Origin of the sequence: Sphingobacterium multivorum (assembly GCF_039511225.1) — a bacterium.
GTDB lineage: Bacteria > Bacteroidota > Bacteroidia > Sphingobacteriales > Sphingobacteriaceae > Sphingobacterium.
The window spans coordinates 3,329,993-3,350,725 of sequence record NZ_CP154261.1 but is presented as its reverse complement, the minus strand read 5'-3'; the positions used below and the strand labels follow the sequence as shown (position 1 = coordinate 3,350,725).

Genomic DNA, 20,733 nt, shown 5'->3' with positions numbered 1-20,733 from the left:
CAACTAGTTAGCTAATGATACCTTAACTTTTACTCCATCTTTTAAAGACAGAACGCCCGTGGTTAAAACGGTGTCACCGGCACTGATTCCAGATAGGATGACGATGTCTTTGTCGGTACGTGCACCTGTTTCGACCTTCACTTCCTTGGCGAGGCCATGCTGTAGTACGAAAACCTTTTTACCGTCCTGTACGGGAACAATAGCTTCTGTAGGAATGGATATCGCATCGTTTTCCACTTCGATCGGCACGATAACATTGACAAAAGATCCGACTTTCAATTTACCCTGATCGTTTGCTGCTCTGGCGCGGACGGTGAGGGTTCTGGTGTTAAGTGATACTTGCGGTTCGATAGCGTAAACGTTCGCTTTAATGACGGTTGGCTCATTGGCTACACTGAACTCAATGGGCATATTTATCTTAACAATATTGCTGTATTTTTCGGGTACTGCAAAAGTAACTTTGACAAGATTGTCCTTCACTAAATTTGTAATCAGGGTGCTGGATGAGACAATGGCACCTACGGAAATATTCCGAAGTCCAATCATACCGCTAAAAGGAGCACGGATGGTTGTTTTGGATATCTGCGCCTGAATCAACTGGATCTGTGCTAAGGAAGTTTTTAAAGCTGCACTGGCAATATCAAACTCTTCCTGACTGATTGCTCCTTTCTGCAACAGCAGTTTGGCCCGGCGTTCATTTTCGGCATTCAGCTGATTTGTTGTTTGCGCTTGTCTTAATTGTGCCTGAAGTTCAATATCATCGATCTTGATCAAGGGCTCGCCCTTTTTGATGCGCTGTCCTTCGGAGAAATAGATTTTGGTGATTCGACCACTTACTTCACTTCTGATTTCAACCTGCTCTTCTGCGTCAATGCTTCCCGAGAGATTAATGGATCTATCGGCGACGGAAGATTTGGCAATGATAGCCTGTGCCGGGACGGGCATATCTTTTTTTCCATTAGGCTTATCAGCTTCTTTTTTGTCTTTTTTAGCAGTTATCAGAAAGTATCCACCTCCAAATACAGCACAAGCCAAAAGGAGGTAAATGATCGATTTTTTATTCATACGATATAGTCTCTTATGTACTTTTTACATTTAACGGGTAAATATAGGTTTAATATTATGCTGATATCAGTTGTCAAAAGGATTTTACAATACATGAAAACTTTACCAATGGACAGCGAAATGGGCGAGCGCGAATGGTTGGAAATAAAAAAAGCTAGAAATAACTTTCTAGCTTCCTGTTTACTATTTCTTTGATTTTGCTTTTGGTTGGACTTCTTTTGGAGCCTCTTGTTTTACTTCCGCCTTGATTGCAGTTTTCGATACATGTGGTCTTCTTTTTCCAAAAGAACCATTCGATATTTTTCCTCTTCTGGTCTTGATGTCACCTTTTCCCATAGTGTGAAATATTTTGGTTTTAACAAATTTTATTAATTACCTAAATATACCACATTCTTTTTGGATATTCAATTTGTTCATTTTTAAATGATTGGAAAAATACGTTTTTGAGTAACTATATTGAAATTTTGGGCGATGGTGTCGAAAAACAAATTGTTGGCAGGCTTGTTTTCCGCGACTAAATAGGGAATTTCCAATATTTTATTTTTTAACTTGATACGGTAGTAGCCGTATAATAAACCTTTGGTCGTTTGAATAGATTCGATTTTCTGAACGGCTTCTATGTCCTTAAACATGTTAAAAGCATAGTTTTCTCCTTTGAGCTGTTCAATAAAAACTTCATTGGTTTTGGCATTGTACCAGATTTGCTGGCTTTTGAGCTTGCTAAAGTGGTTGTTGAACAGAAAAAGATAACCTAGCAGGAAAAAGGCTATCGGAAGCAGGAACAGGACAATTTTTATCTTCATGAACAGCAGGACGGTGATCAAAATGAGGACAACACCCGTCACGGCATTGGAGACGCTCTTCTTTAGATTTGCCTGGATGACCGGAGATGAAGCTTCAATCAACTGAAAACCTGATTTTAAATTTCTGGACATATCCTCGGTAAACCCAAATAGACTGAATTTTTTGCGTATCATCAGATAAGCAATAAGAATAATAAGTCCAATGATCAAAAACCGCATATTTTTTTAGTATTGTTCGTCTTCGTTCGGGTACTGGACCGCTTTTACTTCGGCCACATAATGAGCTACTGCAGTTGTGATCTGTTCGTGCAAATTAGCGAAATGACGCATAAATTTTGGTTTGAAATCAGCATTCATACCTAGCATATCGTTAATTACAAGAACTTGTCCATCGCAATCCGGTCCAGCCCCAATACCAACTGTTGGAATCACCAGTTTTTCGGTAACTGTTTTGGCTAATTTTGCAGGTATCTTTTCCAAAACAATGGCGAAGCAGCCCGCCTCTTGTAAAGCGAGTGCATCTTCTATTAATTTTGCGGCTTCCTGTTCTTCTTTTGCCCGCACACCAAAATTTCCAAATTTATTGATGGATTGGGGAGTCAAGCCCAGGTGTCCACATACGGGGATGCCTCCGGCAATGATTTTTTTGATATTTTCGATGATTTCTAAACCACCTTCCAGTTTCAGTGCGTGCGCACCTGATTCTTTCATCATGCGTACGGCGGCATTGTAAGCCTCATTGGCGGAACCCTGATAGGATCCAAATGGCAAATCTGCCAACACCATGGCGCGTTGGGTACCTCTAGCGACGGCAGCGGCATGGTAGATCATATTATCTAGGGTGATAGGCAAGGTAGTTTCGTAGCCAGCGAATACGTTAGCAGCAGAATCTCCAATTAAAATAACGTCAACACCAGCTTGATCGACCATTTTGGCCATGGAGTAATCATAGCTTGTAAGCATAGAAATCTTTTCCTGACGTTCTTTCATGGCTTGCAGCATTGCTGTGCTTACTCGTTTCATTTCTTTGTTTACAGACATCTTAACTTATATTGTGTGTTCAAAAGTAAGCTTTTTATCATACATTGAGCAATATTCTGCCTTGTGTTTTGTATTTTTGCAGAATGATACAAAATGAGACTCGTCTATTTAAATTCCCCAAATTTTCAGAATTAATCATCCATGAGGATGAAAATTTGATCGTTATCAATAAACCACCGTTTGTCGCTTCGTTAGATGAACGTGAGGGAGGGGAGGTCAATATTCTTCGTTTGGCGAAGAAATATCATCCTGATGCACAGGTGTGCCACCGCCTGGATAAAGAGACCTCGGGTATTTTACTAATTGCAAAAAATCCAGAAACATACCGTACAATCTCCATAGCATTTGAAAAAAGAAAAGTGAATAAGATTTATCATGCGGTCATAGGAGGTACACATACTTTTCAGGACTTGCTTGTCGATTTACCTATCTTGAATCAGGGCAATAAAAACGTATCTATTGACCGTGCAAACGGTAAACCGGCCGAGACCATCTTCAATTCGATCAAATACTATAAGAATTATACTTTGGTGGAATGTAAACCTATTACAGGACGTATGCACCAAATCCGTATTCACCTCGCCACACAACATGCCGCTATCGTGGGGGATGACATGTATCGCGGTAAACCTGTGTATTTGTCCCAAATTAAGAAAAGGGGATATACATTGTCCAAAGATGAAGAGGAGCAGCCTATTATGAAGCGTTTTGCACTCCATTCAAAACAGGTTGAATTTGAGTTGAATGGAGTTAAGATGGCTTTTGAGGCACCTTATCCAAAGGATTTTGCGACCTTATTGAAGCTGTTGGATAAGTTCGATTCTTAATCCCGGGATTGCCTAATGAGTCCAAAGACAAGAAACATCATCGGAAACGGTGTATTTGTACTGCTCATCGGTTTGTTGATCTGGCCAACAAGTAGAAGTTATTTTCAGCAATTTTTAATGAAATTGGGTTTTTTCAACCCTAAACTGGAGCTTGTTTCAGCTACTAAAGAATCCGACAGGCGGGCTCCAGAGGCTTCATTCAATCATGTCTCCTTTGTCAATTCGCGGGGAGAAACAATCAAGGTGGCGGATCTGAAGGGAAAAGTGGTCTTTATTAACTTTTGGGCAACCTGGTGTGCTCCCTGTCGTGCCGAAATGCCTTCGATCAATGTACTCTATGAGCGGTATAAAGATGACCCAAATATGGTGTTTTTAATTGTGGAGATTGAAGGCGACAGGGCTAAGGCTGAGACTTTCATGAAAGAACAGCAGTTGACCCTGCCAATTAGTTTTCCAAATAGCGATATTCCAAAAGAATGGCTCTCGGGACCGATTCCATCAACGGTGATATTGGACAAAGCGGGTAAGATCGCGACACGGCATGAAGGTATGGCGGATTATTCAAGTCCGGATGTAGGCAAATTTATGCAAGATTTAATCAATAAATAATTTTTAAGATCTCTAAATATAGTATGACAAGAGCAGAACTTATTCATCAAATAAAAGCGAAACGCTCATTTCTATGTGTCGGACTCGATACAGACCTCACCAAAATCCCGGAGCATCTTTTAGATGATGAGGATCCGATCTATAGCTTTAATAAGGCTATCATAGATGCAACAGCTGATTTATGTGTTGCCTATAAGCCTAATATTGCGTTTTATGAATGTTATGGCATGAAAGGCTGGCAGTCGCTTCAAAGAACCTGGGCAGCTTTACCGAAGGATTGTTTCAGTATTGCTGATGCAAAAAGGGGCGATATCGGTAATACGTCGGGACGTTATGCGATGGCATTTTTTGATGAAAAGACGTCTGGTCTTGGATTTGATAGTATTACTATCGCACCTTATATGGGGAAGGATTCGGTGACACCATTTTTGGATTTTAACGATAAATGGGCTATCGTACTTGCGTTAACATCGAATGAAGGTAGCCTGGACTTTCAAAATTTTGAAAACAAAGAAGGATTGCAATTGTTCGAACAGGTGATCGATAAAGTCAATACTTGGGGTACACCTGACAATTTGATGTATGTGGTCGGAGCAACACGTGGGGAGGGCTTTATTAAAATTAGAGAACATGCACCAGAACATTTTTTATTGGTTCCAGGCGTGGGGGCACAAGGCGGCTCGCTTGAAGATGTTTGTAAATTTGGTATGAACAAAGATTGCGGGCTTTTAGTAAACAGCACAAGGGGAATTATCTATGCCTCAAACGGACGTGATTTCGCTGAAAGGGCACGGGAGGAAGCGCTGATTCTACAGAAAGAAATGGAAGTAGAACTGTTAAAAGCAGGCATTATTTCCTGATTTGACATTTAATAATTCATTCGTAATACTTACCTTTGCAGCATGCCAGAAAAAATTATAATTCTAGACTTCGGGTCTCAATACACACAGTTAATCGCTAGACGTGTCAGAGAACTAAATGTGTATTGTGAGATACACCCGTTCAATAAATTGCCAGATTTTGACGATACCGTAAAAGGTGTTATCTTTTCGGGAAGTCCTTATTCTGTTAGACAAGAAGATGCACCGCAAATTGATTTTGTCGCTATTCAGGATCGTTTCCCACTTTTAGGAGTTTGTTACGGAGCGCAATACATTGCTCAAAAATCAGGAGGTGAAGTGTTGCCATCTGAAATTCGTGAATATGGTCGTGCAAATCTGCAGTTTGTCAATAGCGAGAATGAATTATTGGCAGGAGTACCCATTCAATCGCAGGTATGGATGTCACATGGAGACACCATCAAAGAAGTTCCTGCAAATTTTGATATTATTGCAAGTACGGATAAAGTGCGCGTTGCAGCTTATCAAGTAAAAGGCACCCGTACCTATGGTATACAATTCCATCCGGAAGTAACACACAGTACAGATGGTGCTATCTTATTAAAAAACTTCGTTGTAAACATTTGTGGTTGTGCACAGGATTGGACACCAGACGCATTTGTTGAAACAACAGTATCCGCTTTGAAAGAACAATTGGGTGACGATCACGTTATCATGGCTTTGTCAGGGGGCGTAGATTCGACAGTAGCAGCGGTATTGTTGCACCAAGCAATTGGAAAAAATTTACATTGTATTTTCGTAGATCATGGTCTGCTTCGTAAAGATGAATACGAGCAGGTATTGGATTCTTACAAAAATATGGGGTTAAATATTAAAGGAATAAATGCCAAGGATTTATTTTATGGTAGATTAGCTGGAATCTCTGAACCAGAAGAGAAACGCAAAATCATTGGTAATTCATTTATTGATGTTTTTGATGAAGCTGCAAAAGAAATCCAAAAGGAATTACCTGAAGGAATTGAAGCGAAATGGTTGGGACAAGGAACAATTTACCCAGATATTATCGAGTCGGTTTCAGTGAAAGGACCTTCAGCAACAATCAAATCGCACCATAACGTTGGTGGTTTGCCGGATTTCATGAAATTGAAAGTTGTAGAACCACTTAAGACGTTGTTTAAAGATGAAGTAAGAAGAGTAGGAAAAGCATTAGAAGTGGATCAGGCAATTCTAGGCAGACATCCCTTCCCTGGACCAGGTTTGGCAATTCGTATTTTAGGTGATATTACGCCTGAGCGTGTACGTATTGTACAAGAGGCTGATGCGATCTTTATCAATAACCTGAAGGAAGCTGGCTGGTACGATAAAGTATGGCAAGCTGGTACAATTTTCTTGCCAGTGCGTTCCGTAGGCGTAATGGGTGACGAGCGTACTTACGAACATGTTGTTAGCTTACGTGCAGTTGGTTCTCTTGATGGAATGACTGCGGATTGGATACATTTACCATATGACCTGTTGGCAAAAATTTCAAATGAAATTATCAACCATGTGAAAGGAATAAACAGAGTTGTATATGATATCAGTTCAAAACCGCCCGCTACAATTGAGTGGGAATAAAATATGGGTTGCGGCACTTGTGGCGTTATGCCTTGCGAGTTGTACAACCAAAAGAAGCACAGTATTGCGTTCGCCTTCCTCCGGTCAAGGCGAACAGCAAACTGCTGTGACTAAACCAGCTGTTGACAAAGAAAAGACCATTGTCAAAGTGGGCGATGTGCAAAATGTCAATGGGCACGCCGTGAAAAATAATCGAATAGCCCTACTACTTCCGTTCGAGTTAAGTGGTATTGCAGGGACGATTACGAAAGAAGATGTGGAGCGTTCTTCCTTGGCACTTGATTTTTATCAGGGGTTTCAGTTGGGTCTTGACAAAATTGCCAAAGAGGGTGCTTTATTTGATTTACAAGTAATTGATTCTCGAGACAATGTTGCGTATAATGCGACTTTAGGGACTTCGGTCAATGTCAAAGATGCCGTACTTGTGGTCGGCCCAGTGTATCCACGTGAGATAAAAAGCTTTGGGCAAACATTTGCAAATAAGAATGTGCTGCAGGTTTCCCCTTTGGCGGCCACTATGGCTTCTGAATTTAGCTTACCTAATTTGGTTTCCATCACACCCTCTATTCGAACACATTCCGAAACATTGGCGAAATATGTTGCTGATCAATACTATACCGGTGATCAAATATTAGTATACGATGCCGGTGACGATGAAAGCAAACAGTTCCTAGTCAATTTTGTTAGCGAAATTTCAAAAGCCAATGCACAGGCAAAAGTGAAAACGGTTTATAATCTTGCGGAACTGGATAATAGTCTTGTCTTGACCGGTTCAAATCATATTGTAAGTGGTACAGCCAATAAGAATCTTGTGAAAGCTTTATTGGATAAGATGGACGAACGCTTTTTGAATCCCGGTAATCAATTTAAGTTGTATGGACATCCGAATATGGCTAAGCTTTCGTTTGAGAATTTCGAAAATATGGATTTTTATGGACTTACTGTTACGTCTTCCAACTTGGTGAATGAGAGCGATAGTGATACCCGTAAATTTATTGGAAATTATAAATCGGCTTATAAAGTGGACCCATCTGAGTTTTCCTATAAAGGATATGATGCGGCGTTGTATTTCGGTCGATTGATCCACAAATATGGCGTAGATTATGTTAGCCGGATGACGCAGGATAAGTTTTCGGGATTGAATAGCGATTATAAATTTGAATTTTATCCAAAATGGGGCTATGCCAATAGAGCTTTGGGTATGATGGTTTATCACAACAAAAAATTTGAAAGAAAATAATCTTTGAATGGCTGAATTCAGTGAAAGACGTGTTCATCAGCAAATACGTAATTTTGAGCGGGCAATGGATGGTTTTGAAGCGGATCAACCCTTTTCGCGTTATTTGACTACTTTTTTTAAGCTGAATAAGCAAATGGGATCATCCGATCGCAAGGCTACTTCCCGTTTATGTTATAATTATTTTCGTCTGGGAACGGCAGCTTCACAGCTGTCACAACAGCGTAGATTGGTACTTGCAGAATTTCTATGTGAACAAGAAAGCCCTTTGGTAGCTCTTCTTGAGCCTTCGTATAGCGATAAGATCCAGCAACCACTGAAAGACAAAATTGCATTTCTGGAGTCAGAAGGTGTTTTTAAGCGGGAAGACCTCTTTCCATTTGCGGATCATATTTCTGATGAGATCGACATGGTACAATTTTTAGAGAGCCAGTTGATACAGCCTTATTTATATATTCGGGTGAAACGCGGAAAGACAAAAGTCGTGTGTGCTATTTTGGATAACAATCAGATTCCTTATTCCATGATTGGCGATCAGACTATTGCCTTGAATAATGGAACATCCTTGCAGCGATTTGATACGCTGGATGGAATGATAGAAGTGCAGGATCTTTCTTCACAGCGCACGTTGGATTATATGGATCCAGCTGACAAGGAATCCTGGTGGGATGCGTGCGCAGCTTCAGGTGGAAAATCTCTCTTATTGATGGACGCTTGTCCGACTGTCAATCTTTTGGTATCCGATGTTCGTATGAGTATTCTCCGAAATCTCGATGAACGTTTTGACCGTGCTGGAATTAAGCATTACCGAAAAAAAATACTCGATCTTACTAAGGATACCTTTGCGCTTCTTGGGAGCGAAAGATTTGATGGGGTGTTATTGGATGCGCCTTGTACAGGATCGGGGACTTGGGGGCGTACACCAGAAATGATTAGACAGTTTCGGGCTGCTAAGATTGGCGAATTCAATGCACTACAAAAAAATATTGCAAGTAATGTAGTAGGACATGTTAAAGTGGGCAAGCCTTTGATTTATATAACCTGCTCCATTTTTAAAGCGGAAAATGAAGATGTTGTCAATTACATTGTGGATAATTTTGGTTTTGAAATCGAACGCATGGACTATTTGAAAGGTTATGAAGAGAAAGCGGATAGTATGTTTGTGGCGCGATTGATTAAAAGGTAATTTTCAGAAGCAATAAAAGCAAAAGGCTATTTTTTCATTGGAAAAAATAGCCTTTTATATTTAGGGATCAATTAATATCAGTCACATTTACTGGGAATAACGAGCACAGGGCAAGTTGATTTGCGAATGACTGACTCGGATACGGAACCAGAAATGAAATGGTCAAAGCCAGTCCGTCCATTGGTCCCCATAATAATAAGATCGGCGGACCACTCATGGGATGCCGCCAGAATTTCTTCTTTAATGGATCCAATTCGATTAAAAAGATAAACTTCGCCTGCACCTGTAAACTCGCGGCTTATTTTCTCAAGGTATTTTTGTGCATTATCCTGTTCCATTTCCGATACTTCCGGAACAATGATAGGTTGCTGACCTAATAGTGGATCCGCGCCAAAGTTGGCCGGAGAAGTAGGGGGAACAACAGTGACAAGCGCTATAGAGGCTCCAAATACTGCGGCCATTTCTTTGGCATATAGTATCGCCTTCTCTGAGCATGGTTCGTCGTCGACAGCGACGAGTATCCTTTTGAATTTTGAGTTTGTATTGTCCATTTCTACTATAATTAATTTATCTTCGTCATATAATATATAATCACATTTTTGACGATTTTGTTTTGTTTAGCACATGAAATATGGTATTTGTACACTAGCTCTCGTTCCGTTACGTTCAGAACAGGCACACCGCAGTGAAATGGTTTCTCAGGTATTGTTTGGGGAACTTTTTGAGATCCTTGATGAACAGGCCGATTGGACATCAATACGTCTATTGAAAACCGACTATTTGGGTTGGATTCAAAACGGACAGTTTAAGGAACTAAACGACTTGGATAGGCAACATTATCTGAGTGGAAAACCTACTATCGTTGGACGGGAGGGGGGAGTTCTTTTTACCGATACGACACAATTTCAGCTCTGTCATGGTACCAAGCTTTATCTAAATACAGAGAATACCGTCAATTTATCGCCATTGACATTAACCTATCAAGGCAGTATCAATACCTTTACCAGAGAGCAATTTGAAACCGAGGTGGTGCGATTGGCCTTAAGCTATCAGGACGTTCCTTATCTATGGGGTGGACGTTCACAATGGGGAATTGATTGCTCCGGTTTCTCCCAATTGATTTATAGTTGCTTTGACCTTCCCTTACCTCGCGACGCTTACCAGCAGGCGGAGATGGGGCAGACAGTGGATTTTGTTTCGGAAATACGGGTAGGGGATTTGGCTTTTTTCGATAACGCCGAAGGAAGGATTACCCATGTAGGGATTATGCTGGATCGCGATACGATTATCCACGCTTCAGCGAAAGTGCGTGTCGATCGGATGGATACGGAAGGTATTTTTAATGCTGAACAGAACCGTTACACACACAAACTCCGGATTGTTAAACGGTATTATTGATAACAATTGACAGAAAAAAAAAGGCTATAAGTAATTATAGCCTTTCCTATTGTTAAATTCCGTACTGACTAGAAATGGAATTGTACACCTAAAGTTGGCGCTAATGAATTTGCGTCTAAACCAAATGTATTTGTTGCTCTATCAGCTGTTTTGTTATTGTTATAATTATAGTATAAACCTCTAACTTTTAATTCGATACCGACTTTGCTTGTTGGGAAATATGCCAAACCTGGAGCCAATTCGACACCGTAGTTCTCAAATTTTGATTCTGCTTTTACGTTATTGGTTTCAACGGTAGTTTTTCCCCAAGACATTGGTACGGATAGTTGTGCAAAAAATCTTAATGGACCATTAGCAGAGTATTTTCTAACGAATGGAGAAACTTGGAACGCGTCTCTTTTTGTGCTTAAGTCCATAACACTTTCATCTTTACTCCAGTTGTAACCGATACCTGTACCAATTGCCAAGTTGTCGCTTACAAAGTAACCAACTGTTGGGTTGATTGAGAATGAGTTATTTTTGAAGTCTGTGTCTTTAACTTTAGAAGTTTGGAAGCCAACTTGACCACCAACCATAATTTTTCCTTGTTCAGTTTGAGCTTGTGCTGCTATTGTTAAACCTGCAATGGCAGTCAATGTTAGTAAAACTTTTTTCATGTCTTTTTTATTTAAAATAGTTTGTTCTAATAAGCCAGTAAATACTTCCTGACTTTTTAAATTTGTTAGTCAAATATCGAAATCTTATTTTAATTTTTTGTCACTAGATTGTCTAGATGTTTTGCCATTATGGTAATTGATAGTGGTTCAATGAATTAAAATTTAGTGTATTTTTATTTTTATCGTTTCTATTTAACGATAATGATATTGTCCTGACTTTTTGTTTTTAATTGTCAATTTCAAGTAAGAAGATAAAAAAAAGCCATTTGTCAACAGCGGACAAATGGCTTTTTTTTGTATTTGAAAGACCGATTTTAATCGAAATATTCTTTGATTCGCTCGAAGAATGATTTTTCACTTTTACCTGGTTGAGGTTTAAAGTTTGGTGATTCTTTCAGTTTGTTCAATAATTCTTTTTCTTCGTTAGACACAGCTTTTGGTGTCCAGATATTAACGTATACAAGTTGGTCCCCTTTGTGATAAGAGTTGACTTCGGGAATACCTTTTCCTTTTAACCGTAAAATTTTACCGCCTTGTGTACCGGGCTCAATTTTGATCTTCGCTTTTCCATCTATTGTAGGAACTTCCACGCTAGTACCTAAGGTCGCATCTACGAAATTAATGTATAGATCATAGATTACATTTAGTCCGTCGCGTTTTAGACTTTCGTGTGGTACTTCTTCGATCAGGATAATTAAATCTCCTGGGACGCCGCCACGCGGAGCAGCATTTCCTTTTCCACTCATGGAAAGTTGCATGCCTTCACTTACACCCGCAGGAATATTGATCGCAATTGTTTCCTCACCGCGTTCGAGTCCTTCACCTCTACAAGTTGTACATTTTGCTGTGATTTCAACACCTTCACCATTACACGTAGGGCAAGTGCTTGTTGTTTGCATTTGTCCTAAGATGGTATTTGTTACTCTTCGAACTGATCCTGATCCGCCACAGGTTTTACAGGTATGGAACGAAGATTTATCTTTAGCACCAGATCCGTCACAAGAATGACAGACCACTTGTTTGTTGACCTTTACCTTTTTCTCGACGCCTTTGGCAATTTCTTCGAGTGTTAATTTAACTTTTATGCGTAAGTTGCTTCCACGAGCTACCCGACGGCCGCCACGTTGGCCACCGCCACCGCCAAAGAAACTTTCAAATGGATGTCCTCCACCAAAGATATCACCAAATTGGCTGAATATGTCTTCCATATTCATACCGCCGCCACCGCCAAAACCACCACTCGCTGAATTACCGGCATGGCCAAATTGGTCATAACGTTGACGTTTTTGTGGATTGCTCAAGATATCGTATGCCTCAGCAGCTTCCTTAAACTGTTCTTCAGCTTCATGATCACCAGGATTTTTATCCGGATGGTATTTTATCGCTAATTTGCGATATGCTGATTTAATCTCCTTCTCGTCCGCTGATCGCGAGACACCAAGTATATCGTAATAATCTCTTTTTGACATCGTCTTAATATTATTGACCTATAACTACCTTTGCGTGACGGATCACTTTGTCACCTAAGTAGTACCCCTTTTCGATCACGTCCACTACTTTATTCTTTAATTCTGCTGTGGGTGCAGGAATTGCTGTGATAGCTTCTTGTAATTCAGGATCGAAGGCTTGGCCTGTAGCTTCCATTTCCTTTAACCCCAATTGTGACAATGTTTGTCTGAATTTGTTGTTAACAATATCCATTCCTGTTTTTACAGATTCAACATCTGTCGCTGTTTCCATGGCTGTTAACGCTCTGTCAAAATCATCTAGTGTAGGTAATAGCTTACTGATGACATCTTTTCCTGCTGATTGAATCAATTCAACACGTTCTTTGCTTGTACGTTTTCTATAATTGTCAAATTCAGCAGAAAGACGAATGTATTTATCCTTTGCCTCTGCCAATTCTGCAGCCAATTTCTCTTCAGTAGACAGTTCTTCTGCTATATTATCAGCAGGCTGTTCCTGTTCAGAAGAATTTGTTTCTACTGGATCTTGACCTTCATCGTAATAATTATCTTGCTCATTCATATCTTCAATGCTAAAATTAGATTCAAAAATTTACTCTATGCTTCGTTTGTCAAAGTTTTTGCCAAACAATAAAATTCCGACAGCTTGTCAGATTTTATTAAAAAAGCCTAACAATTTGTCGGAATCTCATTTTTATATGTCAGTTTTCTGTCTAGATGCTGACATTGTCCTGCAATACGCCATCGGCAGTTTTGATGATGCGGGATGGCATATTACGGATAATGGTATAATCGTGTGTTGCCATTAAAATAGCCGTTCCCGAATTGGCAATGTCACGCAATAATAAAACGATCTCTTCTGATGTCGCAGGATCTAAGTTACCGGTAGGCTCATCTGCCAAAATAATTTCGGGATTATTTAGTAAAGCGCGGGCAATTACAATACGCTGTTGCTCACCACCGGAAAGCTCATGTGGCATTTTCTTAAGTTTGGAACGAAGCCCAACTTTTTCCAATACATCCAATATCCGGCTATCGATCATTTTCTTATCTTTCCAGCCTGTTGCTTTCAGTGCAAATTCGAGGTTTTTCTCGATGCTTCTATCGGATAAAAGATGAAAGTCCTGGAATACAATACCCAATTTTCTACGCAGGTAAGGAACATCATTTTCGTGCAGCTTTTTAAGATCAAAGCCCGCAATCATACCTTCACCATTGCCGATGTATAAATCGCCGTAAATGATTTTTAGTAAACTACTTTTTCCACTGCCGGACTGGCCGATAAGATATATAAACTCTCCTTTGCCAATGTTTAAATTGACATTGGACAATACCAAATGTTTTTGTTGGAAGATATCAACGTTTTTTAATGTAATGACTTTATTTTCAATCATGGAAGCTAAAATTCTAATTTTTTAATTTGCCCAAAAGGCATTTCTCTAACCAGTTGCATGATATATTCTGCCTTTTCTCCCAATCCAATCTTATCAAGCGACTTATCTGGGCGGTCGACTCTAAAATATGCCAGCAAGGTGAAGGCATCATCTCTTAATTGAACATAATCAGGGATTTTGGCGACACCTTTTACTTTAATGATATACATGATTTCAAAGTTAGTATTTTTAATGCAATTTATTTACTATGAATTTAAAGGAAGCTTATTGGTTTGCGAATAAAAAATCCAATGTATTCACGCCGTCAGCAAAATCATCCAAAGCAGGGCATTGGCTTTCTCCAAAACGAAATACTGGCGAGGGCACACTTAAAGCTATTTCTGATACAACACATTGGATATTTTCTTGCGCTAATTGGAGTTTATTTTCAACTTCAGCCAGTGTTTCGTATGTTTCATAATAAACTACAGCAAGGGGAGAAGCTGTGCGCTCATCTTCCTTTAGCAATAAAAATCCATTATCAAAATGCTTGTCGCCGTTGATCAGATAGATGGATTTGTTGTAGTCGTAATTGTTATTATATTTAAAATGTTCGGTCACGTTGTTAAACGCAGCAATACCTTCGAAGAAGTGTGCTATCGGATAATCTTTTGGAATGAATAACTTTGATACAGAGCGACAGCCTAACCCAAAATAATCAAAGATGTCATGTCCCAGTGATTCAAGCTGGTCAGGAGATTCTTGGCCACCGATGATGGCAACACTATTTCTATTGCGACGAATAATATGTGGTTTGGTTCCAAAATAATAGTCAAAATAACGCGAGCTATTGTTGGAGCCTGTTGCAATAACCAGATCGAAATCTTTTAGTTTGTCAACAATTTCAAAGGCATCGGTAAAGGACGGTTCAATTTGTTTAAGGAGACGGAGCACATAGCTGGTCAATCCTGCGTCGTCCGATGAGACTTTGATTTTGGCTCTAAAGCCACTGATCAGTACCGATAGCATATCATGGAAGCCAACCAAGGGGATATTGCCGGCCAGAATTAATCCTACAATTTTCGTTGAATTTAGATCTGGATAAGGAGCCAACCAGTGATTCAGCTTTTCTATTGTCAAATTGGCAGCAATGGCTTGAATGGCACGTTCAACATTTTGAGGCGTATACCAGGGGTTTTTATGTTGGGCGAATTGAATGATTTGAATCAAATCATCAGGTCGCTCTTGCAGCCGCTCGCCTAATTTTACAAATGCATTTATTCGTTGTTGCTTTGTCAAAATATTAAAATTTTAAAAGATGAATACACAAATTTGTATTATATTTGTGCTGTTAACATTAATCAACGTGAATCAACTAGCCTTATTGTTCAATCAGACTTTGTTTCATATTGATAATGCAAAAATAGTTTATTTATCATAATTGTGAGGTTATAAATGGCGATTAAAATTACAGACGAATGCATTAACTGTGGTGCTTGCGAACCGGAATGCCCAAATAATGCAATATACGATGCTGGTGTAACTTGGAAATTCTCAGATGGGACGGCTTTGGATGGGGTTATTGATTTTGGCGATGGTGTTACACTAGATGCCAACGAGTCTCAAGAAGCGATCTCTAATGAAGTCTATTATATTGTTTCAGATAAATGTACAGAATGTGTAGGTTTCCACGATGAGCCTCAATGTGCAGCGGTTTGCCCTGTAGATTGTTGTGTGGATGACGAAGATGTACGTGAATCAAACGATGAGCTATTAGCGAAAAAAGCTTGGTTACACGCGGAATAAATTTAGTGTTCCGTTAAAATATAAGGCAGGATAAGAAATTTTCCTGCCTTTTTTGTGCCTTTTTTGTGCCTTTCTATTTTGGCGAAATCGATATTTTGTTGCGAATCTTGGCTATTTGGAATAATAATATTTGCAAAAGCATAGTATTTTTTTATTTTTGTTCTTTTGACCATTAAAATCTTTTAAATGTTAAAAACCAAAATAGGGTTGATAACCCTAATCACAGTTACATTAGCTTGTATCATTGCTGTATTATACGAATTTGATGTTGTAGGCTTTTCGCATGAATTTCTAATGGCTGTCCGTTGGATAGTTGCTACCGTTTTGGTTGTAAATGCGCTCTTTAAGAAAAATTTGACCACTTGGATTTTGACCTGTATGATTATGGGGATATTTGTCGGGTTGGATTTTCCAAATCTAGCGATTTCCCTGCAACCTTTGAGTAAAGGTTTTATCAAGTTAGTCAAGACGATTGTGGGACCGATTCTCTTTGCTACGCTTGTATATGGAATTGCAGGGCATTCTGATTTGAAACAGGTGGGACGTATGGCATGGAAATCGATGCTTTATTTCTTTTGTGCAACGACATGTGCTATTTTTATTGGTTTAGGTGCTATAAACCTGACTCGGGCAGGAGTGGGTGTTGATGTTGCACATATGCCACATGAAGAGCTCCCTGCGCCGAAGGAAAGTATGGATGAGCATATCCTCAAAACACTTCCGGACCATGTGCATCCTGTATACAAGTTCACTTCTTTTATACGCGACTTGTTTCCTGAAAATATTGTCAAATCTGTAGCGGATAACCAAGTTTTACAGATTGTTGTATTTTCAATTTTGTTCGGGATTGGATTGGCAATGGTCGATGAGAAAAAGCGTAAACCCTTGGTTGATTTTACCGAAAGTATGTCTGAAACGATGTTTAAGTTTACGAACATGATTATGTACTTTGCGCCTATCGGCGTTGGTGCTGCCATGGCTTACACTGTGGGGCATCTCGGTGTCGATATCCTTAAGAATCTTTTCATGCTTTTAGCGACACTGTATTTTGCATTGATCTGCTTTTTATGTCTCGTATTGCTTCCTGTAGCCCTGTATCTAAAGATACCTGTAAAACGTTTTATAAATGCGATTAAGGAACCCGTTTCCATTGCATTTGCTACTACAAGTTCAGATGCTGCATTACCGAAGGCAATGAGCGCAATGGAGAAATTTGGTGTGCCACGTAAGATTGTTTCGTTTGTCATTCCGACAGGATATAGTTTTAACTTGGATGGCACTTCACTCTATTTATCATTGGCTGCGATCTTTGTCGCTCAGGCGGCTGGTATCCATTTGTCGTTTGGACATCAATTAATGATTGCATTTACATTGATGATCACCTCCAAAGGTGTTGCTGCTGTCCCAAGGGCTTCATTGATTATTTTGATTGCGACGGCGGATCAGTTTGGTTTACCAACATTTGTCATTGCAGCCATTTTAGGTATCGATGAACTCATGGATATGGCGCGTACCTCTGTCAATGTAATCGGAAATTGTTTGGCAACCGTTGTTGTTGCTAAATGGGAGGGTGAGTTTGATGAAGAAGCTCCTTATCGGGAAGATACTGAAGAAGCAATCTAATAGATAACTGACGAATATTCGTTGCAGAAAAGCAGTCTTGACATCCCCGTTGAGACTGCTTTTTTATGAGCAAAAATAAGGACTTAGTTGAAACCACATTTTATTTCATAGAAGAGAACTTTTATAGAACGAAAAGCTGCTTGCAAGCAAACTGTTTTATATCAGCGCCCGTCAACGTAGTACCATAAGTCACCTTGTTTTTTGAAGGTAGACTTTTCATGGTGAATATGAACTTCCATCTGTGGATCCAGATAATGTGCTTCAAACTCGACCGTGTGGAGTGTAGATTTCAGGACCGTGAGTTGCATCCATTTATTTTCCCGCGCCCATTGCCCAATAGCCTGTTTATTTTGGAACCGTCGTGTTGAGGGGTGAAATGTATCGTATAGGAAATCGATCTGTTGTGTCACAAAAGCACTATAACGTGCGCGCATCAATGCCTCTGCTGTGGTTGCTTTGGCATGGAAACGATGAATTTGTTGGCAGCATTCCCCATAGGTATTGCCAGAGCCACAGGGGCATAATTGATCTGATGCTATCACTTGTATTTTAAAAATTTTACCAGCCCTTAATGGCGCCATTCTTGAAGACTTTTTTTGCGGTAGCTTCCACTTCAGGCGACTGATACGCTTGAATAAACTGCTGCACCTTTTCATCGTTTTTGTTATCTGAGCGGGCAACAATTAGATTAACGTATGGTGATTCTTTGTCTTCTGTGAATAAGCCTTGTTTTTCGGGATCCAACCCCGCCTGAGCGGCGAAACTATTGTTGATGATGGCAATTGTAACCTGAGGATCATCCAGAACGCGAGGCAACTGTGGTGCCTCCATCTCTATGATTTTGACCTGCTTAGGGTTGCTTACTATATCTGTTACTTTAGGTTGGATACCTACATTTTCTTTTAAGCCGATAATGCCCTCGCGTTGCAGAAGTAAAAGTGAGCGGCCACCATTGGTAGGATCATTGGGGATGGCAATACTGGCGCCAGGCTGTAACTCGGTGATGGTTTTTATTTTTTTGGAATAGGCAACGATCGGAAATACAAATGTGTTTCCGACGATGGTTAACTTTGTAAAACCGCGTTGTTTGGATTGTTCCTGTAAATAAGGCTGATGCTGAAATACATTTACATCGATATCTCCTTGGTTTAGGGCTTCATTGGGCACAACATAATCGTTGAAAGCTACCAACTCCACATCAAGATTGAACTTTTCTTTTGCAACTTTCTTAGCCGTTTCCGCAAGCTCCTTTTCTGGTCCGGATACCACACCGACTTTAAGGATATTCTCTTTCTTTTCGCTGTTGTTGCATGCCACAATCGATACGAGACTGAAGGCTAAGATTGCAAATGCATAGTTCAATTTTTTCATATGATATAATTTATGTTAACGATGGTTTACTTTTTTTGAAATGTAATCTCCTGTATACTGTAACAGGAATACGATTAAAATTAATAAAATTAGAACAGAATTCATGATAAAAGTATCATATCCGACATAACCATACTGATAACCAATCTGTCCAAGTCCACCGGCACCTACAGCGCCACCCATCGCGGAGTATCCAACAAGTGTGATCAACGTAATTGTTGCATTGTTTACCAGCGAGGGGAGAGCCTCAGGAAGTAAAACTTTGAAAATTACCTGTTGGGCATTTGCTCCCATTGCTCTTGAGGCCTCAATCAGGCCATTTGGAATTTCTAGAAGACTATTTTCCACAAGTCTTGCAATAAAAGGAGCTGCACCTATACTCAAGGGAACCAATGCTGCGGCCATACCAATAGATGTTCCGACAAGGTTGCGTGTAAACGGAATCATCCATACGATAAGTATAATAAAGGGGATAGACCTAAACACATTCACCAGCAATGAAACAAGTTGGTGCATGGCTTTGTTTTCGAGCAGTTGATGTTTGCGGGTCAAGAACAGGTAAATCCCGAGTGGAAGACCCAGCACAAAACCAAAGAAACCTGATAAGAACGTCATGGTTAGGGTTTCTAAAGTACCCGATAGCAGAAGATTAAATACCTGATCAGACATAGCCTAAGATTTTAGTTTGTGAATGCTTTTCTTTTAAGAAAGATAGACTATGCATAACATTTTCTTTTTCACCCGATAGTTCGGCTAATATAACACCAAATTTCATTTCGCCAATATAATCTATTTGAGCGGTAATGATATTTGTCTTGACTTGAAATTGTTGTTCCAAATGTTGTATAAATGGGATGGATTCTTCATTTGAAGTTAGATAGATTTCTACGAGCGGGTTTCCAGCGCTTTTCAAGCGTTCCTGAAAACTTAGTGGAATTTCAACTTCAAGTGAAGACTGAATAAAGTTTTTGGTTGTTGTTTCCTGAGGATTGGCGAATATTGATTCTACCGGACCAGTTTCAATCAATTTTCCGTGGTCTAATACGGCAACCTGATCGCAAACACTTTTTATTACATCCATCTCGTGCGTAATCAATAATATCGTAAGGTCAAGCTGCTTATTGATTTTTTTTAGCAGTTTGAGGATAGATTTTGTGGTTGCTGGGTCTAAGGCACTCGTAGCCTCATCGCAAAGTAGAATGTAAGGATCATTGGCTAATGCACGCGCGATGGCAACGCGTTGTTTTTGGCCTCCGGAAAGATTTGCAGGGTACACGTCGGCTTTGTCTTCCAACCCAACCAAACGTAATAGCTCCAACACCTTTCCGCTGATAAATTCTTTCGATTTGCCCTCAAGTTCGAGCGGGAAGGATATGTTTCCATAAACTGTTCGTGATGACAGCAAGTTGAAGTGTTGGAAAATCATACCAATTTTCCGTCTTTTTAACATAAGATCACTGGCAGGCAGCGACATCAAGTCGTTATTTTCTATAATTACCTGACCACTGTCTGGCCTTTCCAAAAGGTTGACGCAACGGATCAAAGTACTTTTACCCGCTCCGGAAGCGCCTATTACACCAAAAATTTCACCTTTTGCAATAGACAGCGAGACGTCTTTTAAAGCATCAATACGTGTCGCTTTTACCGCAAAAGATTTGGATATGTTGTTTAGTTGAATCATTGACCCTGTAGGGATTTAGCAATTTTAGTTGGACAAATGGATGATGTTGATATAAATGTACACAAATGCCGGGGATAAAATAAAATCAAGTGAAAGAAAATGGGCTCTTTCAGACTGAAAAAGAATGAAAGAACCCAG

24 protein-coding genes are annotated in these 20,733 nt (G+C 39.8%); 9 read left to right on the top strand and 15 right to left on the bottom strand.

The window, feature by feature from the left end; translation table 11 throughout:
* Window positions 1-3: 3 nt before the first annotated feature.
* From AAH582_RS13990 to panB, 4 genes are all read right to left on the bottom strand, one after another.
* Window positions 4-1,065: an efflux RND transporter periplasmic adaptor subunit gene (locus AAH582_RS13990; RefSeq protein ID WP_046672906.1), complete on the bottom strand. Its 1,062-nt coding sequence runs from the start codon at window positions 1,063-1,065 to the stop codon at window positions 4-6.
* A 183-nt stretch (window positions 1,066-1,248) separates the two neighbouring features.
* The gene (locus tag AAH582_RS13985; RefSeq protein ID WP_070561129.1) at window positions 1,249-1,401 is read right to left on the bottom strand and encodes a 30S ribosomal protein THX; all 153 of its coding nucleotides are present in this window, start codon (window positions 1,399-1,401) and stop codon (window positions 1,249-1,251) included.
* A gap of 83 nt (window positions 1,402-1,484) precedes the next feature.
* Complete coding sequence (locus tag AAH582_RS13980) at window positions 1,485-2,087, bottom strand: hypothetical protein (RefSeq protein WP_343318101.1); 603 nt, start codon at window positions 2,085-2,087, stop codon at window positions 1,485-1,487.
* A gap of 6 nt (window positions 2,088-2,093) precedes the next feature.
* Window positions 2,094-2,909 carry a 3-methyl-2-oxobutanoate hydroxymethyltransferase gene (panB, locus tag AAH582_RS13975; RefSeq protein ID WP_046672903.1) on the bottom strand — a complete coding sequence of 272 codons (816 nt, stop codon included), beginning with the start codon at window positions 2,907-2,909 and terminating at the stop codon, window positions 2,094-2,096.
* Between the two features lie 83 nt (window positions 2,910-2,992).
* Here panB and AAH582_RS13970 point away from each other — a divergent pair, with 83 nt between their 5' ends.
* The 6 genes from AAH582_RS13970 to AAH582_RS13945 are packed head-to-tail and all read left to right on the top strand — an operon-like array spanning window position 2,993 to window position 9,221.
* Window positions 2,993-3,736: an RluA family pseudouridine synthase gene (locus AAH582_RS13970; protein ID WP_343318098.1), complete on the top strand. Its 744-nt coding sequence runs from the start codon at window positions 2,993-2,995 to the stop codon at window positions 3,734-3,736.
* 15 nt (window positions 3,737-3,751) lie between these two features.
* Complete coding sequence (locus tag AAH582_RS13965; protein WP_343318096.1) at window positions 3,752-4,345, top strand: TlpA family protein disulfide reductase; 594 nt, start codon at window positions 3,752-3,754, stop codon at window positions 4,343-4,345.
* A 23-nt stretch (window positions 4,346-4,368) separates the two neighbouring features.
* Complete coding sequence (gene pyrF, locus AAH582_RS13960) at window positions 4,369-5,205, top strand: orotidine-5'-phosphate decarboxylase (RefSeq protein WP_343318094.1); 837 nt, start codon at window positions 4,369-4,371, stop codon at window positions 5,203-5,205.
* A gap of 42 nt (window positions 5,206-5,247) precedes the next feature.
* Window positions 5,248-6,798, top strand: a complete 1,551-nt coding sequence (gene guaA, locus AAH582_RS13955; protein WP_046672899.1) for a glutamine-hydrolyzing GMP synthase — start codon at window positions 5,248-5,250, stop codon at window positions 6,796-6,798.
* Window positions 6,755-8,038, top strand: coding sequence for an ABC transporter substrate-binding protein (locus tag AAH582_RS13950; RefSeq protein WP_053003558.1), 1,284 nt, complete (start codon window positions 6,755-6,757; stop codon window positions 8,036-8,038). The genes guaA and AAH582_RS13950 overlap by 44 nt, the downstream gene beginning before the upstream one ends.
* A 7-nt stretch (window positions 8,039-8,045) precedes the next feature.
* Window positions 8,046-9,221 (top strand): RsmB/NOP family class I SAM-dependent RNA methyltransferase, encoded by a 1,176-nt coding sequence (locus tag AAH582_RS13945; protein WP_343318091.1) that lies wholly within the window; start codon window positions 8,046-8,048, stop codon window positions 9,219-9,221.
* 77 nt (window positions 9,222-9,298) lie between these two features.
* Here AAH582_RS13945 and AAH582_RS13940 read toward each other — a convergent pair whose 3' ends face one another.
* Entirely contained in the window at window positions 9,299-9,772 is a 474-nt protein-coding gene (locus tag AAH582_RS13940; protein ID WP_046672897.1) for a universal stress protein, read from the bottom strand.
* 73 nt (window positions 9,773-9,845) lie between these two features.
* On the opposite strand from AAH582_RS13940, the gene AAH582_RS13935 reads away from it, so the two are divergent.
* Window positions 9,846-10,619 (top strand): C40 family peptidase, encoded by a 774-nt coding sequence (locus tag AAH582_RS13935; protein ID WP_343318089.1) that lies wholly within the window; start codon window positions 9,846-9,848, stop codon window positions 10,617-10,619.
* Window positions 10,620-10,687: 68 nt separating this feature from the next.
* Here AAH582_RS13935 and AAH582_RS13930 read toward each other — a convergent pair whose 3' ends face one another.
* The 6 genes from AAH582_RS13930 to AAH582_RS13905 all read right to left on the bottom strand — a co-directional run bounded on the left by AAH582_RS13930 (window position 10,688) and on the right by AAH582_RS13905 (window position 15,413).
* Window positions 10,688-11,275: an outer membrane beta-barrel protein gene (locus tag AAH582_RS13930; protein ID WP_115049011.1), complete on the bottom strand. Its 588-nt coding sequence runs from the start codon at window positions 11,273-11,275 to the stop codon at window positions 10,688-10,690.
* Window positions 11,276-11,589: 314 nt separating this feature from the next.
* Window positions 11,590-12,744 (bottom strand): molecular chaperone DnaJ, encoded by a 1,155-nt coding sequence (gene dnaJ / locus AAH582_RS13925; protein WP_046672894.1) that lies wholly within the window; start codon window positions 12,742-12,744, stop codon window positions 11,590-11,592.
* 10 nt (window positions 12,745-12,754) lie between these two features.
* Window positions 12,755-13,303 carry a nucleotide exchange factor GrpE gene (locus AAH582_RS13920; RefSeq protein ID WP_343318088.1) on the bottom strand — a complete coding sequence of 183 codons (549 nt, stop codon included), beginning with the start codon at window positions 13,301-13,303 and terminating at the stop codon, window positions 12,755-12,757.
* Between the two features lie 151 nt (window positions 13,304-13,454).
* Window positions 13,455-14,135 carry a cell division ATP-binding protein FtsE gene (locus tag AAH582_RS13915; RefSeq protein WP_046672892.1) on the bottom strand — a complete coding sequence of 227 codons (681 nt, stop codon included), beginning with the start codon at window positions 14,133-14,135 and terminating at the stop codon, window positions 13,455-13,457.
* Window positions 14,136-14,140: 5 nt separating this feature from the next.
* Complete coding sequence (locus AAH582_RS13910) at window positions 14,141-14,344, bottom strand: hypothetical protein (protein WP_046672891.1); 204 nt, start codon at window positions 14,342-14,344, stop codon at window positions 14,141-14,143.
* A 55-nt stretch (window positions 14,345-14,399) separates the two neighbouring features.
* Window positions 14,400-15,413 carry an acyl-CoA reductase gene (locus AAH582_RS13905; RefSeq protein ID WP_046672890.1) on the bottom strand — a complete coding sequence of 338 codons (1,014 nt, stop codon included), beginning with the start codon at window positions 15,411-15,413 and terminating at the stop codon, window positions 14,400-14,402.
* 156 nt (window positions 15,414-15,569) lie between these two features.
* Between AAH582_RS13905 and AAH582_RS13900 the strand changes: the two genes are divergently transcribed.
* Both AAH582_RS13900 and AAH582_RS13895 read left to right on the top strand, forming a co-directional pair.
* Complete coding sequence (locus AAH582_RS13900; protein WP_046672889.1) at window positions 15,570-15,920, top strand: 4Fe-4S dicluster domain-containing protein; 351 nt, start codon at window positions 15,570-15,572, stop codon at window positions 15,918-15,920.
* A 186-nt stretch (window positions 15,921-16,106) separates the two neighbouring features.
* Window positions 16,107-17,543 carry a dicarboxylate/amino acid:cation symporter gene (locus AAH582_RS13895; RefSeq protein WP_046672888.1) on the top strand — a complete coding sequence of 479 codons (1,437 nt, stop codon included), beginning with the start codon at window positions 16,107-16,109 and terminating at the stop codon, window positions 17,541-17,543.
* A gap of 161 nt (window positions 17,544-17,704) precedes the next feature.
* On the opposite strand, the gene AAH582_RS13890 is transcribed toward AAH582_RS13895, so the two are convergent.
* The 4 genes from AAH582_RS13890 to AAH582_RS13875 are packed head-to-tail and all read right to left on the bottom strand — an operon-like array spanning window position 17,705 to window position 20,595.
* Window positions 17,705-18,124: a YchJ family protein gene (locus AAH582_RS13890; RefSeq protein WP_343318082.1), complete on the bottom strand. Its 420-nt coding sequence runs from the start codon at window positions 18,122-18,124 to the stop codon at window positions 17,705-17,707.
* Window positions 18,102-18,914, bottom strand: a complete 813-nt coding sequence (metQ, locus tag AAH582_RS13885; protein WP_046672886.1) for a methionine ABC transporter substrate-binding lipoprotein MetQ — start codon at window positions 18,912-18,914, stop codon at window positions 18,102-18,104. Before metQ ends, AAH582_RS13890 begins: the two co-directional genes overlap by 23 nt.
* A gap of 15 nt (window positions 18,915-18,929) precedes the next feature.
* Entirely contained in the window at window positions 18,930-19,583 is a 654-nt protein-coding gene (gene metI, locus AAH582_RS13880) for a methionine ABC transporter permease MetI (RefSeq protein ID WP_046672885.1), read from the bottom strand.
* Window positions 19,576-20,595 carry a methionine ABC transporter ATP-binding protein gene (locus tag AAH582_RS13875; protein WP_343318078.1) on the bottom strand — a complete coding sequence of 340 codons (1,020 nt, stop codon included), beginning with the start codon at window positions 20,593-20,595 and terminating at the stop codon, window positions 19,576-19,578. Before AAH582_RS13875 ends, metI begins: the two co-directional genes overlap by 8 nt.
* Window positions 20,596-20,733 lie beyond the last annotated feature (138 nt).

Coding starts and splice junctions, on each gene's coding strand:
- AAH582_RS13990 (WP_046672906.1), bottom strand. CDS start 1,065: ATGAATAAAAAATCGATCATTTACCTCCTTTTGGCTTGTGCTGTATTT.
- AAH582_RS13985 (WP_070561129.1), bottom strand. CDS start 1,401: ATGGGAAAAGGTGACATCAAGACCAGAAGAGGAAAAATATCGAATGGT.
- AAH582_RS13980 (WP_343318101.1), bottom strand. CDS start 2,087: ATGCGGTTTTTGATCATTGGACTTATTATTCTTATTGCTTATCTGATG.
- panB (WP_046672903.1), bottom strand. CDS start 2,909: ATGTCTGTAAACAAAGAAATGAAACGAGTAAGCACAGCAATGCTGCAA.
- AAH582_RS13970 (WP_343318098.1), top strand. CDS start 2,993: ATGATACAAAATGAGACTCGTCTATTTAAATTCCCCAAATTTTCAGAA.
- AAH582_RS13965 (WP_343318096.1), top strand. CDS start 3,752: ATGAGTCCAAAGACAAGAAACATCATCGGAAACGGTGTATTTGTACTG.
- pyrF (WP_343318094.1), top strand. CDS start 4,369: ATGACAAGAGCAGAACTTATTCATCAAATAAAAGCGAAACGCTCATTT.
- guaA (WP_046672899.1), top strand. CDS start 5,248: ATGCCAGAAAAAATTATAATTCTAGACTTCGGGTCTCAATACACACAG.
- AAH582_RS13950 (WP_053003558.1), top strand. CDS start 6,755: ATGATATCAGTTCAAAACCGCCCGCTACAATTGAGTGGGAATAAAATA.
- AAH582_RS13945 (WP_343318091.1), top strand. CDS start 8,046: ATGGCTGAATTCAGTGAAAGACGTGTTCATCAGCAAATACGTAATTTT.
- AAH582_RS13940 (WP_046672897.1), bottom strand. CDS start 9,772: ATGGACAATACAAACTCAAAATTCAAAAGGATACTCGTCGCTGTCGAC.
- AAH582_RS13935 (WP_343318089.1), top strand. CDS start 9,846: ATGAAATATGGTATTTGTACACTAGCTCTCGTTCCGTTACGTTCAGAA.
- AAH582_RS13930 (WP_115049011.1), bottom strand. CDS start 11,275: ATGAAAAAAGTTTTACTAACATTGACTGCCATTGCAGGTTTAACAATA.
- dnaJ (WP_046672894.1), bottom strand. CDS start 12,744: ATGTCAAAAAGAGATTATTACGATATACTTGGTGTCTCGCGATCAGCG.
- AAH582_RS13920 (WP_343318088.1), bottom strand. CDS start 13,303: ATGAATGAGCAAGATAATTATTACGATGAAGGTCAAGATCCAGTAGAA.
- AAH582_RS13915 (WP_046672892.1), bottom strand. CDS start 14,135: ATGATTGAAAATAAAGTCATTACATTAAAAAACGTTGATATCTTCCAA.
- AAH582_RS13910 (WP_046672891.1), bottom strand. CDS start 14,344: ATGTATATCATTAAAGTAAAAGGTGTCGCCAAAATCCCTGATTATGTT.
- AAH582_RS13900 (WP_046672889.1), top strand. CDS start 15,570: ATGGCGATTAAAATTACAGACGAATGCATTAACTGTGGTGCTTGCGAA.
- AAH582_RS13895 (WP_046672888.1), top strand. CDS start 16,107: ATGTTAAAAACCAAAATAGGGTTGATAACCCTAATCACAGTTACATTA.
- AAH582_RS13890 (WP_343318082.1), bottom strand. CDS start 18,124: ATGGCGCCATTAAGGGCTGGTAAAATTTTTAAAATACAAGTGATAGCA.
- metQ (WP_046672886.1), bottom strand. CDS start 18,914: ATGAAAAAATTGAACTATGCATTTGCAATCTTAGCCTTCAGTCTCGTA.
- metI (WP_046672885.1), bottom strand. CDS start 19,583: ATGTCTGATCAGGTATTTAATCTTCTGCTATCGGGTACTTTAGAAACC.
- AAH582_RS13875 (WP_343318078.1), bottom strand. CDS start 20,595: ATGATTCAACTAAACAACATATCCAAATCTTTTGCGGTAAAAGCGACA.